The 12765-nt window shown below is 51.2% G+C and carries 13 protein-coding genes and 1 pseudogene; 10 read left to right on the top strand and 4 right to left on the bottom strand.

Annotated elements, in window-relative coordinates; translation table 11 throughout:
• Nucleotides 1-167: 167 nt before the first annotated feature.
• Complete coding sequence (locus ACUVQO_RS19750; protein WP_445927543.1) at nucleotides 168-572, bottom strand: response regulator; 405 nt, start codon at nucleotides 570-572, stop codon at nucleotides 168-170.
• Nucleotides 573-770: 198 nt separating this feature from the next.
• On the opposite strand from ACUVQO_RS19750, the gene gyrA reads away from it, so the two are divergent.
• From gyrA to ACUVQO_RS19720, 6 genes and pseudogenes are all read left to right on the top strand, one after another.
• Nucleotides 771-3338, top strand: coding sequence for a DNA topoisomerase (ATP-hydrolyzing) subunit A (gyrA, locus tag ACUVQO_RS19745; protein WP_445927542.1), 2568 nt, complete (start codon nucleotides 771-773; stop codon nucleotides 3336-3338).
• 623 nt (nucleotides 3339-3961) lie between these two features.
• Nucleotides 3962-4450: pseudogene (locus tag ACUVQO_RS19740) on the top strand (ABC transporter ATP-binding protein); the annotation flags it as partial.
• Between the two features lie 18 nt (nucleotides 4451-4468).
• Nucleotides 4469-5131 (top strand): ABC transporter ATP-binding protein, encoded by a 663-nt coding sequence (locus ACUVQO_RS19735; protein ID WP_445927544.1) that lies wholly within the window; start codon nucleotides 4469-4471, stop codon nucleotides 5129-5131.
• On the top strand, nucleotides 5128-5565 hold the full coding sequence (locus ACUVQO_RS19730; RefSeq protein WP_445927541.1) for a DUF4079 domain-containing protein: 438 nt from the start codon (nucleotides 5128-5130) through the stop codon (nucleotides 5563-5565). Before ACUVQO_RS19735 ends, ACUVQO_RS19730 begins: the two co-directional genes overlap by 4 nt.
• A 51-nt stretch (nucleotides 5566-5616) precedes the next feature.
• The gene (locus ACUVQO_RS19725; protein ID WP_445927540.1) at nucleotides 5617-6249 is read left to right on the top strand and encodes a hypothetical protein; all 633 of its coding nucleotides are present in this window, start codon (nucleotides 5617-5619) and stop codon (nucleotides 6247-6249) included.
• Nucleotides 6177-7118, top strand: a complete 942-nt coding sequence (locus ACUVQO_RS19720; protein ID WP_445927539.1) for an ABC transporter ATP-binding protein — start codon at nucleotides 6177-6179, stop codon at nucleotides 7116-7118. Before ACUVQO_RS19725 ends, ACUVQO_RS19720 begins: the two co-directional genes overlap by 73 nt.
• 229 nt (nucleotides 7119-7347) lie before the next feature.
• On the opposite strand, the gene ACUVQO_RS19715 is transcribed toward ACUVQO_RS19720, so the two are convergent.
• The gene (locus ACUVQO_RS19715; protein ID WP_428359738.1) at nucleotides 7348-7695 is read right to left on the bottom strand and encodes a P-II family nitrogen regulator; all 348 of its coding nucleotides are present in this window, start codon (nucleotides 7693-7695) and stop codon (nucleotides 7348-7350) included.
• Between the two features lie 154 nt (nucleotides 7696-7849).
• The gene (locus ACUVQO_RS19710; protein ID WP_445927538.1) at nucleotides 7850-8467 is read right to left on the bottom strand and encodes a hypothetical protein; all 618 of its coding nucleotides are present in this window, start codon (nucleotides 8465-8467) and stop codon (nucleotides 7850-7852) included.
• 221 nt (nucleotides 8468-8688) lie between these two features.
• Between ACUVQO_RS19710 and queF the strand changes: the two genes are divergently transcribed.
• From queF to ACUVQO_RS19690, 4 genes are all read left to right on the top strand, one after another.
• On the top strand, nucleotides 8689-9138 hold the full coding sequence (gene queF / locus ACUVQO_RS19705) for a preQ(1) synthase (RefSeq protein WP_445927537.1): 450 nt from the start codon (nucleotides 8689-8691) through the stop codon (nucleotides 9136-9138).
• A gap of 39 nt (nucleotides 9139-9177) precedes the next feature.
• A complete protein-coding gene (locus tag ACUVQO_RS19700) occupies nucleotides 9178-10479 on the top strand; it encodes a DUF58 domain-containing protein (protein ID WP_445927536.1) in 1302 nt (433 codons plus the stop codon).
• Between the two features lie 198 nt (nucleotides 10480-10677).
• Nucleotides 10678-11424, top strand: a complete 747-nt coding sequence (locus ACUVQO_RS19695; RefSeq protein WP_445927535.1) for a creatininase family protein — start codon at nucleotides 10678-10680, stop codon at nucleotides 11422-11424.
• 227 nt (nucleotides 11425-11651) lie between these two features.
• Nucleotides 11652-12437, top strand: coding sequence for a YbaY family lipoprotein (locus ACUVQO_RS19690; protein ID WP_445927534.1), 786 nt, complete (start codon nucleotides 11652-11654; stop codon nucleotides 12435-12437).
• Nucleotides 12438-12455: 18 nt separating this feature from the next.
• Here ACUVQO_RS19690 and ACUVQO_RS19685 read toward each other — a convergent pair whose 3' ends face one another.
• Nucleotides 12456-12710 carry a diguanylate cyclase domain-containing protein gene (locus tag ACUVQO_RS19685; RefSeq protein ID WP_445927533.1) on the bottom strand — a complete coding sequence of 85 codons (255 nt, stop codon included), beginning with the start codon at nucleotides 12708-12710 and terminating at the stop codon, nucleotides 12456-12458.
• Between the last annotated feature and the right edge of the window lie 55 nt (nucleotides 12711-12765).

Here is a 12765-nt window from a genome sequence, read left to right as displayed (position 1 = left end):
CTCAGATTAGCACTGACACCACCACCTCGCGTCAGCAGATGGTGTGAGCTTCATGTGCAATTATGGAAAATAATAAAACTAATCTAAGTAGTACTTATGTACGATAAAATAACTCTAGACAAGTCGCTGTAGGTAGCCGTTCTGGCTTCACTGCGAAGCGAATTCAGTTAGTCTTCCGTCTTTGGTAGTAAATTCAACACATAGTCTACAAAAGCTTGGTGATCCACCACGGGTTTGGAGATGTAGCCATCTGCGCCGCTCTGCTTCAGGAAGTTCTCGCGATCGCCTTCCATAGCGTGGGCCGTGACCAAAATAATGGGCAAATCAGCGGTGTTCGGGTCACTTTTCAAGATCTGCGTGATCTTAATGCCATCCACAGACTTGCCCTGGTACATACTGCGGGAGAGGGAAACATCCATCAAAATAATGTCCGCTCCCCGTTCCTGAGCAATCTGCATCACTTCATCCACATTTTCTGTATGTTGAACCGCCAACCCACCCCGTTTTGTCAATATCTTGGAAAATACCCGTGCATTAATCAGATCATCTTCCACAATCAATACTGTCTTCATAAACCATTCCTGCAATCAACGTGGTGTAGTCCTAATTTAACCCTACAGATAAATCAGTGCAAAAGTGGTGTTATGGCGATGAAATGCCCATAATGACAGCGGTGAAGATGCGACAGTAGGTGGAAATTGCCAGTATGGTAGAAGTCGTCCGTTTTCGATCGAATTGCGCTCTGAGGAACTCAGCAGGTAAGAAGGCTCATGGCTAAACAGTTAAATGTACTCTCTGGGGGACAAGTAATCACTACGGCACTGCACACCGAAATGCAGCAGTCCTACCTTGAATATGCCATGAGCGTGATCGTAGGGCGTGCTCTGCCCGATGTCCGAGATGGCCTGAAGCCAGTACATCGGCGGATTTTGTATGCGATGCATGAGTTAGGCTTGACGCCCGATCGCCCCTACCGGAAGTGTGCCCGTGTGGTTGGGGATGTCCTTGGTAAATACCACCCCCACGGTGATCAGGCGGTTTATGATGCCCTGGTGCGTATGGTGCAGGACTTTTCCAGTCGTTACCCCCTGCTGGCCGGACACGGCAATTTCGGTTCTGTGGATGATGATCCTCCAGCCGCCATGCGCTATACCGAGACGCGGTTGGCTGCCATTGGGAATGAAGCTTTGTTGAGTGAAATTGGGGAAGCCACCGTCGATTTCATCGGCAACTTTGACAACTCGCAGCAGGAACCGACTGTTTTGCCTTCCCAGTTGCCTATTTTGCTGCTTAATGGCAGTTCTGGGATTGCCGTCGGGATGGCCACCAATATCCCTCCCCACAATCTGGGGGAAGTGGTCGATGGCCTGCTGGCGCTGATTGATCACCCCAATCTGTCTGACGAAAAGTTGCTGGAGTTGATTCCTGGCCCCGACTTTCCCACAGGCGGCGAAATTGTTGATACTCGTGGCATCTGGGATGCTTACACCACAGGTCGGGGTAGTATTCCCGTGCGAGGGATTGCCCAAATTGAAGAAATTCAGGTCGGTCGGGGGAAGCATCGACGCACGGCGATCGTGGTTACCGAACTGCCCTTCCAGGTGAACAAAGCAGGCTGGATTGAAAAAGTGGCCGAACTGGTAACCCAGGGAAAGCTGGATGGTATTTCCGATATTCGGGATGAGAGCGATCGGGATGGCATCCGTGTGGTCATTGAACTCAAGCGAGAAGCCAATCCCCATAAGTTGCTCAATCTGCTGTACAAACAAACCGCATTACAGACTAACTTTGGGGTGATCATGCTGGCCCTGGATAACGGTCAACCGCGCCAGATGCCCCTCCGGGAGCTGATGCAGCGGTTTCTGGATTTTCGCGAAGAAACCCTCACCCGTCGCTACCAGCATGAACTGAATCAGGCTGAGAATCGCCGTCACATTGTCGAAGGCTTACTGATTGCCCTGGAAAATCTAGACGATATTATTGATATCCTGCGGAATGCTCCCGATGGCAGTACCGCCAAAGCCGAGTTTCAGGCCGAATTTGACCTCAGCGATCGCCAATCGGATGCCATTCTTGCTATGCCCATGCGTCGCCTGACGGGGATTGAACAGGAAAATCTGCAAAATGAATTTGATGAATTGACTGATCGCATGGCCGATCTGGAACGGTTGCTGGGCGATCGCCGGGAACTGCTGAAGTCGCTGAAAAAGGATCTGCGATCGCTCAAGAAAAAGTATGCCGACGATCGGCGCACCCGCATTACTCCCAACCCTGATCCATCCCCAGCCCTCCCGGAAGAAGGCTGGGCTAAAAAGCAGCAGACCGAAGAATCCAATACCCAGGCCAGCTTTTTTGAGGAGGAAATTGAGGACGAAGAAACCGTGCTGGAACTGACCCAGAGGGGCTATGTGCGCCGGATCTCTGTGAAATCCTTTCAGCGGCAAAGTCGCAATCGCAATGGAGACGGCCCAATCACGTTGACCGAAGGCGATGATCTGGTGCTGCAAACTCAGATCACCAGTACTGCCAAAGAAATGATTGTCCTGACTCGCAGTGGCAAAGCCTATTCCGTAAGGGTTGGAGACATTCCTCAGACTTCTGGACGATCTAAGGGAACACCTCTGGTCACTCTTCTGCCTCCAGCCGCGCAAAGCGATCCGACCGGAATTATTGGACATTTCATGCTGCCGGATCAACCCCAGGATAAAAACTTGCTGATTCTGACTCAACAGGGACGAGTCAAACGCCTGCCCATCGAAGATTTCAAAGGCTTAACCGGACGGGGATTAACCGCACTGAAGTTAAAAGATGACGACCAGATCGTGTCCATCAGCCTGACGGAGCCAGATGAGCAACTGATCGTGGCAACCTCTGGTGGACGGCTGCTGCGGGTTGAAATTAACGATGACCAATTACCGATTCAAAGCCGCACCTCCCAGGGACAGTTGATAATGCGGTTAGGGAAACGGGAAAAACTGATTGGTTGTGTGACCGCATCCCTGGGTAGTGTGCTGCTGATGGTGACTGAAAAAGGCTATGCTAAGCGAACTCCCGTGGCCACCTTGCGCCAGTCTCACTCAGGCGAGTTGGGTGCTCAAGGTATTCAATTTGCCAGCAAAACCGATGCTCTGGTCGGCTTACTGGGACTGCGCCCTGATCTAGAGGTGATCTTTCTCAGTACTCAGAATCGGATTTTCCGTCCTGATCTAACAGCAATACCGATGGGGGGACGAGACAGCACGGGCGATCGCATTGTGAAACTGGAACGGGATGAAAAGATTGTCGCTGTATCTGCCCTACAGCAAATTTTGCCCGGAACTTCTGAGCCAGCAAATTAGCCATCTGACTATACAGGTGGGATTCTTAACAGAAGGCATTGCCGAAATTAAATATTTAAACCCTGATCGACTGATAAATCTTTTGCGTTGTCGCCCGAACCACCCTCACCCTAGCCCTCTCCCAAGTCAGGAGAGGGAACTGGAATCGGATCTCCTCTTCTCCCGCTCTGGGAGAGGGGTTGGGGGTGAGGGCGAGAGAGTTTTGTCAGCCAACCAGATTAAAACTTTGTCCAAGTCCAGAACCGTAGTTTCTCTGATCGGAAAACGACCATTCTCTAGCTGGACTTGGTTTAATTCAGGAAACGGCAGAAGCGGCTAAACAACAGGCAGAGGCAGCGGAACCGCAGGAAAGCAGCTTTCAGGCCTGGTAGGAATTGTCGATCGCCTGATTCAAGACCGCAGTTAATCACTCCTTTCTCACTCCAACTCGACCATTCCAGGGAGTCTGGAGTAAGCTAGTCAGTTGATGCATTGATCAACTCCAGGCAGTCACCGTGGCACAGGTCGTTCTTGAGAATATCTATAAAAGCTTTCAGAAAGGTACAGGAAGCCGGGAACCGGGAACAGAGAGCGCTCCCCATCCGACTGCTGTTTTACGCAACATCAACCTGACGATTCAGGATGGGGAATTCATGGTGTTGGTGGGACCATCCGGCTGCGGCAAAAGCACGCTCCTGCGGTTAATTGCAGGGTTAGAAGAGATTACCGGCGGCAATATTTATGTCGGCGATCGCCGGATCAACGAACTCCCCCCCAAAGCCCGCGACATTGCTATGGTGTTCCAGAATTACGCCCTGTATCCTCACATGACAGTGTATGACAACCTGGCCTTTGGGCTACGACGGACAGCAGGAGGGAGCAGGGAGTGGGGAGTGGGGAGTAGAGGAGATGAGGGAGATGGGGGTGTTCAATTCAAAACTCAAAACTCTCTTCCCCTCTGGGCCGAAAACCTGTTGATTGAAACGAGTCGCAAACTGCCAAAAGGGTTGCAATATCAATCGGAGCGGGAGCAGAGAATTGATCAACGGGTGCGAAACATTGCCCAGATTTTGCAAATTGAACCGTTGCTGAATCGGCTACCTAAACAACTCTCTGGTGGACAAAAACAGCGGGTAGCGCTGGGACGAGCAATGGCTCGTGATCCGCAAGTGTTCTTAATGGATGAGCCACTGTCGAACCTAGATGCCAAGTTGCGGGCAGAAACTCGATCGCAGATTGTGAAACTGCAACGTCGTCTGGAAACCACCACCATTTACGTCACCCACGATCAGACGGAAGCCATGACTATGGGCGATCGCATTGCCGTGATGAATGCAGGGCAAATTCAGCAAATTGCCTCTCCTCTAGAACTCTATAACCGTCCGGCAAACCGCTTTGTCGCCGAATTCATTGGCTCCCCGCCGATGAACTTTCTCCCCGTGCAGTTCAAAGCGCCGCTGCTGATTACCCATGATCCCTTCCGGTTAACCCTGCCTCCGGCCTGGGAATCTGCCTTAAGTCGGTACGATGGCCGTACTCTGACGCTGGGGATTCGGCCAGAACATCTCAGTGTTGGGGTTCCCGCTCCTAAAAACCTACACGTCCAGGTAGAACTGGTGGAGGCATTGGGCAGTGAAACCTATCTTTCCGTCCGCTTACTGGATACAGGTACCCGTCAACCCATCTTCCTGCAAGCCAGGATTGAACCAGATCATCGGGTGCAGGTGGGAGACAATCTCTGGTTAACGATCGCCCCCGATAAACTGCACTTGTTCGACTCCATAACAGATCTCGCGATCATGTGTTCCGTATGAATCTACCTTCTTTTCTCTGGCTATGGCAGATTGCGGCCTGGTCAATGGGCTTATCCTGGCTGGCCTTTTTGATCCTGGCTGTATCCGGTGGCTGGATGTGGTGGCGACGGCGATCGCACCAACCCCGACCTGATTGGTTGCGGCCTTTCCATTATTGTGTCGGTGCAACCCTGGCGATCTTGGTTCTGATCTTGCTGACGATCGGCATTATCGGTACATTGGGACATTACGGTAGCCTGGGCCACTCGATTCATCTATATGCCGGATTAGCCGTTGTCGCTCTGGTATTCCTGTCGGCCTGGAGTGCGATGCAAATTCAGCCCGCTCGTCCCTGGGCCAGACGGCTACATGCGGGAACCAATGCCGTATTGCTGCTGGGATTCCTTGCGGTTTCAGTGACCGGCTGGCAGGTTGTGCGAAAGTACCTGCCTTGAAGGGGGAATAGGGTGTAGGGTGTAGGGTGTAGGGTTAGAGGAGCATTTCCCTTGGTCGAGTTCAGTTCTCAAATGCAGCCGGATGTTACGACCGCATCAGAAACTCTGGTTGAGCCAGCCATCTTCAGAATTTCTCCCTTGATTCGCGTTACCTTACTGAGTCTGTATGTTGCTCTCACGGTGCCACTGCCCTTTTTACCGCAACTGGCTGGGCCAACAGTACCACCACTGATTTTGTGGGTCGGGATTGGCCTGGGTGCGATCGTGCTGTATGGGGCATTAAGCGAACGGGTGGTGTTGGATGAAGCGGGAATTCAAGTAATTTATCCTGCGTGGATGACTCAAATTTTTCGCAGAGGATGGTCGTTGCCCTGGTCTGAGGTAAAGGCATTAAAGCCGCGTTCAACGGGCCAGGGAGGATTGGTGTATTACTTCCTGAGTCGCTCGGGAGAAGCATTTTTGTTGCCCATGCGAGTTGCGGGGTTTGCCCGTCTGGTGCGCCTGGTAGAAGCCAAAACAGGTATTGATACAAGGGATGTACGACCTTTATCCCAACCCTGGATGTATCTAATCCTATTAGGGTTTACCCTGCTGCTGTTGCTGGTGGATAGTTGGATCATCTGGACGGCTTTCCACCTTGTTCCAATGCCGATCGCGGCTATGTCCATCAGCAGTTTCCAGTAATAGGCAGTGACCACCCCTACCGATGTCGATCGTCCTTTATCTCACGCGAAAAAACTTGCTACATCATGACGGTTTCCGCTTCCATCCCTCAACTTCAACTAAAGCAGGTTAGTTTAGCCCCCAATCTGTTTCGTTCGGCAAAGGTTAGCCCGAAAGACCTGGCAAGTGTCCATCCTTACTATTTTTTGTTGCAGGATGTTTCGTTACAGGTTTTTACAGGCGATCGCATTGCGATCATAGGGCCATCAGGGTCAGGAAAAACTAGCTTATTGAGACTGATTAACCGGCTGAATGAACCAACATCTGGAACGTTGTACTTTGAAGAGCAACCTTACTCCAAAATTCCGGTACTTCAGCTTCGTCAGCAAGTGGTGTTGGTCTTACAGGAATCAAAGTTGCTGGGAATGATGGTTCAGGATGCCTTGGCCTATCCACTGCAGTTACGGGGATTGGATAAGAAAGCAATTCAAGCTCGTATGGGGGAATGGATCGAGCGATTGCATATTCCCTCTGACTGGTTAAACCGTACGGAACAACAACTGTCCGTTGGTCAGCGTCAGATTGTAGCGATCGCTCGTGCTGCCCTTACGCATCCCAAAGTACTGCTGCTTGATGAACCCACCTCGGCTCTGGATGCTGGTCGCAGTCAACAACTCCTGGGTGCGCTCAATGATCTATCAGCCAATCACGGCACCACCATTCTGATGATCAATCATCAACTCGATCTGGTAGAACAATTTAGCGATCGCCTCTTATACCTAGAGCAAGGACGGCTCTTGCAAGATCAGACTTCCCATCTAGTAGACTGGCTTGCCCTCAAACAACAACTACAAAACGCCGAACGGCAACAGGCTGAAGAATGGATGTAAGCCAGAAAACCTGGAATCTTGGAGATGGTGAGTTACTTCACTGGCATTCACCACACCCTACCCCCCATTCCCCAATTCCAGGGCTGTAGCGAACTCATCTGAAAATTGCTGTTCATGAGCGACCTACTGATTACCAGTAAAAAAGGCTCTGCCAGAATGTGGAAGAGCCAGGACTCAATCAAGAGGTTGAAACAGTGAACTCAATTCAGATAAAGAAGAATAAACGGGATTAAATGGCTTCTTGGTTTTTCTCACCAGTCCGGATTCGGACAATATCACTCACGGGAGTAATAAAGATTTTACCGTCTCCAATTTCACCCGTTCGAGCCGCCACAATAATCTTATCGACTACCATATCGACTTGACTGTCTTCAACGACAATCTCAACTTTGAGCTTCTGTAAAAACTCAACCGTATATTCTGACCCGCGATAGCGCTCGGTTTGTCCCTTTTGTCGACCGAAGCCCCGGACTTCAGAAACAGTCATACCGACAATTCCGGCATTAACCAGGGCAATCTTGACTTCGTCCAGTTTAAATGGACGGATAATAGCCTCTACTTTCTTCAACTCCTTCACTCCTTAGCTTTTAAGTAGTTTCTAAGTGTGACCCGTCTAGCCTGTCACTAATACTATTAGCATGACATTTTCTAACACCGTAAACGATGGGGATTTGTAACAAAAATACATTCTGCTAAGCTGCGATCGTGGCCTCGTCTAGCCTTCTGGCCCATTAGCGTGAGGGGAGTAAGGGCCGAACGATCAGGAAACCCGTCCCAAAGGCTGAGACTACAATCAAACAGACCACCAGCACCAGCCACCAGGTACTGATTTCTCCCGAGCTTTCTACCGCCGCGATCGGGTGAGGTTGACTTTCCTGGCCCGTAAGTACACGGGTTGGGGCAGGGCTGGCTGGAGCATTGGGAATTTCATTGGCTGAAGTGGCAGATATTAGATGAGTTGCTTCAGACGCAGAGGCTTGTTTTGCTGCCGTTGAATCGAGACTATCGTGGGCCGGGGCGATCGCTGGAGCATTGAAATCAAGGGCTTCCAGATGGGAAGAAAAAGTCTCCAGCGTTCCCTGCCCTGAACGATAAGAGTCCGCGAGTTGACGCAGATGCAAGGTTGATTGAACGACCCGCTCAATCTCCAAACGCAATTGCTGGTTTTGTTGAATCAACTGCTGATTTTCGGTTTTCAGGGAATGGAGGTCACTCTTGGCGGTTTGCAACTCATTGGCAACTTCCCGATACAAGGAAAGAGGAACTGCAGGAGCTTGAGCCGCTCCTCTTGCAGGAGGAGTTGCTTTAGCGGATGGAGTTTCTGACCTGGGGTTAGCGTTAGAAGTCATACAGTGTCAGCTTGTACAAGAAAAATACGCCCACCAGAATAGACCCAATCTTACAAAATGCACGTTTTATTTGTTGAGAATTGCTACGAAGGGGGGTGTAGGGTTTGGGATAAGTGCCAGCTTCTGGTGCAGGGGATAGGGGTGTTCTTTTCGTCGATCGCTATAGCTCATCTTTAGCTCATCTTTTACAATAGAGCGGCGGTCTTAAAAGCAATTAGTTCATGAGTCAACCTTTTGTGCAGCAACCGAATGATGATTTAGCAGCAGATCTGGAATCCTCCACGCCATCCACAGAAGCAAAATATGGTGAACGGATCATTGCAGAAGGACAATTGATTACCTTCCCCAACCCTAGAGTTGGTCGGCGTTACGATATTCATATCAGTTTGCCGGAGTTTACCTGCAAATGTCCGTTTTCGGGATATCCCGACTTTGCCACCATTTATGTCACCTATGTCCCTGATCAAAGGGTTGTAGAGTTAAAAGCGTTAAAGCTCTATATCAATAGCTACCGCGATCGCTACATTTCCCATGAAGAGGCGGTAAATCAAATTCTGGATGATTTGATTGCGGCCTGCGATCCTTTAGAAATTAAAGTAAAAGGCGACTTCAACCCACGTGGCAACGTTCACATGGTCGTTGAGGTTGAGCATCGTAAAGCTGTCTCCTAAGAATGCTGGGTTATGATTCCTGCCCGTTGAGTTTACTGGTTGCTGATTCTGGGAACGATCGCGGGTACTGGAATAGCTACCTTAGGTGCCAGCATCCTGCCAGCGCTGAGTCTGGGTGCCTCAATCCTGCTTACCCTAGCCTTTGATGCGGTGCTCCTGGGATTAACAGTGCTGGATGGGCTGCGAGTCAGACCTTACCGTGCTGAAGTGCAGCGAGAGCCGTTGGAGCGGTTGTCTATTGGGCGCGAGAATCCCATTCGGTTAAGGGTGCAGTCTGGCGATCGGGTTGCCCAATTGCAAATCCGGGATGACTACCCCCAAACCTTCCAGATTTCTGAGCCATTCTTCTCCCTCTCTCTGGCTGCTAATGCCAGTGAAACACTCACCTATACGGCCTTTCCCAGTCAGCGAGGCGAGTACGATTGGGGCAACATTCACATCCGCCAGTTGGGATCGTGGGGCTTAGCCTGGCACCAGTGGACAATTCCCCAACGGCAAACCGTGGCCGTCTATCCTGATCTGATTGGGCTGCGATCGCTCTCGATTCGACTTTCCTTACAAACTACCGGGAACATTCGACGAGCACGACGGCAGGGCATGGGCACCGAATTTGCTGAACTGCGGGAATATGCTACCGGAGACGATCCCCGCTTTATTGACTGGAAGGCTACTGCTCGGCGGGGACGGATGCTGGTACGGGTACTGGAACCGGAACAGGAACAAACCCTGATTGTCCTCCTGGATCGGGGCCAACTGATGACCGCTCAAGTCAATGGCCTAACTCGCTTCGATTGGGGATTGAATGCCCTGCTATCGTTGACCCTGGCTGGCCTGCATCGGGGCGATCGCGTTGGGGTGGGTGTGTTCGATCGCCAGTTACACACCTGGATTCCTCCTGAACGGGGTCAAACCCAACTGGCCAAAATCATCGATCAACTCACTCCCATCCAACCCGCGCTCCTGGAACCAGATTATCTGGGAGCCGTCACTACAGTTGCCACCCGCCAAACTCGCCGCGCTCTGGTGGTTTTGATTACGGATGTGATTGATGCGATCGCCTCGGCTGAACTGCTGGCTGCAATGGGTCGCCTTACCCCTCGTCACCTGCCCTTCTGCGTTACCCTGCGCGATCCCCGCATCGACCTGAAAGCCACCACTCCTACCATGGACATTCCCGACACCTACGCCCGTGCGATTGCCTTAGATCTCCTTTCTCAACGGCAACTGGCCCTCGCCACCTTGAAGCAAAAAGGCGTGCTGATTCTGGATGCTCCGGCCAATCAAATTAGTGAGGAACTGGTCGATCGCTACCTGCAATTGAAAGCCCGCAATCAACTGTGATGATTCGCCCTCAAACCCCTTGAACTACCTGGGAGGCAGGAAATTCAACATTGACAAGCAGTAACCCAAGATGACTTCAGTACATTGAGGTTACTGCTAAGGGACTTGCGCGCAAATAAAATCCCTACGATGCGTTACGGCTAGCGCCTCACACATCCTACAGCCGGTAGATTATTAAAGTGACATGAGGAATCGGGAATGTTGCTTCAATTAAGTACCTGGCCGGAAGTAGAAGCCTATTTGACACGCTCTCAGGGAATTATTTTGCCGATCGGCTCCACGGAACAACATGGACCAACGGGACTGATTGGCACGGATGCCATTTGTGCCGAGGCGATCGCCCGTGGGGTGGGAGAATCGACGCAAGCCCTAGTCGCTCCCTGTATTAACGTTGGGATGGCTCTTCACCATACGGCTTTTCCTGGCAGCATCAGCTTGCGGCCCAGCACCTTGATTCTGGTAATTCGGGACTATTTAATCAGTCTCAGTAAGGCTGGCTTTACCCGATTCTTCTTCATTAATGGACATGGCGGCAATGTCGCGACCCTGAAAGCGGCCTTTTCTGAAAGCTATGCGGTGCTGGCTGACCTCAATCTGCCCCAGGCGGATCAGGTGCGCTGCCAGGTGGCCAACTGGTATATGTGTGGCTCTGTCTACAAGCGGGCAAAGGAACTGTACGGCGACCAGGAAGGCTCCCATGCCACCCCCAGCGAAGTGGCGTTGACCCAATACGTCTATCCAGAGTCCATTAAACACGCTCCTCTCAGTCCAGAGGTGTCAAAAGACCACCGGATTTATGGCGCGGCTGATTTTCGTCGTCGCTACCCCGATGGCCGCATGGGTTCCAATCCCACCTTAGCCACTCCTGAGCATGGCCAACAATTGTATGAATTAGCCGTTAAGGAACTCAGCAACAACTACCTAGAATTTTTAGGGGCAGAGTAGTAAGCAGCTATCAACAGGTGCTAACGATCGCACCCAAATTGTTTATGACGTCTGCGTTCATGAGATTAGGATTATTAGGATACGCCCAAAGTTTTGCAGCGATCGCCACTTACCTTGTCCATCGCTCTCTGATTTTTTGTTGCAGGATTAGTAACAGGCCGATCGCCTCTACCAAACTCAGTCATGCTGGAGAAAGATGAATCTAAATCTGTGTGTGAGGAGACTGTATGCGATCGTTAATTGCTTCTGCTTTGACTCTGTTGACTGGACTTCTGCCTTTAACGGCGGCTGTGGCCCAGGAAGAGATGCAACCCCCTCAACCCCTGACGATTAACTTTGAAACTCAGGGGTGTGGCCGCTTCCCGCAAGAAGCCTACTACGAAACTCAATTTCATTTTGTCAATATTTGTCGGGGTGAGGCCAATTTACAGATGGTGGTGACCGATGCCGACGGCTTAGGACGGGAACGCATTCCGGCTGAGAAACAAAGTCGCCCTGATGGCATCCGGTTTGTTGGTCAATCCGATCGCAAGATTGGCTACGCGATCGACAATCAAACCTTTACAATTGTGTTTCCCGATCAAAAGCCTTACCAGGAAAAAGTGACCCGGTTTGTCTTTGCCATATCCCCGACGACCAAACCTACTACGCAGCCAACACCTAAGCCAATGAATCTGGCTACCGTAACGGGGAATGTTACCTATCGTCCCCGGATTGCCCTGCCGCCCAATGCGGTTGTCAAGGTGAGTTTGCAGGATGTGAGCCGAGCCGATGCACCAGCGATCGTCCTGGATGAGCAAACTATCCCTAGCGATGGCAAGCAGGTGCCGATTCCCTTCACTCTCAGATACGATCCCAGCCAGATCAAACCCAGCCACAGCTATGCCGTTTCCGCTCGAATTTTGGTGAACGGCCAACTGCGGTGGATTAGCACAACGCTCAACCTGGTGATTACCAGGGGCAATCCGACGAGTAATGTGACTGTGTTGGTGCAGCCAGTTCCTCGCAGGTAGGGGAGCAGGAATCAGGGATTAGGGAGGGGGGGATGACTGGCAGAATGCGTGGGGCAGAATACTGGCAACCCCCAAACTCGCCGTCAGAAATGGATTAATCTCTAATGCCGCATGAGGGTATTGCAGTTCTTGAATGTGTGCCCGAATCACCTCTACCACCTGCATTGCTCCCGCCAGATTGGTGCAGAGTAGAATGATGCCAAGCTCTTTCCCTCCATAGCGGGCTACCAGATGCGTCCCTCGTTGGATGGCCTGAGCGATCGCCTGAGCCACTTGTTTTAACTATTGAGGGGTTCGGGGAGCTATAAGTCCCGCGCTGTATGCGAAG

Source organism: Leptodesmis sp. (assembly GCF_052746595.1).
Note: the sequence above shows the minus strand (reverse complement) of the source record. Positions and strands in the feature narration are given on the sequence as shown.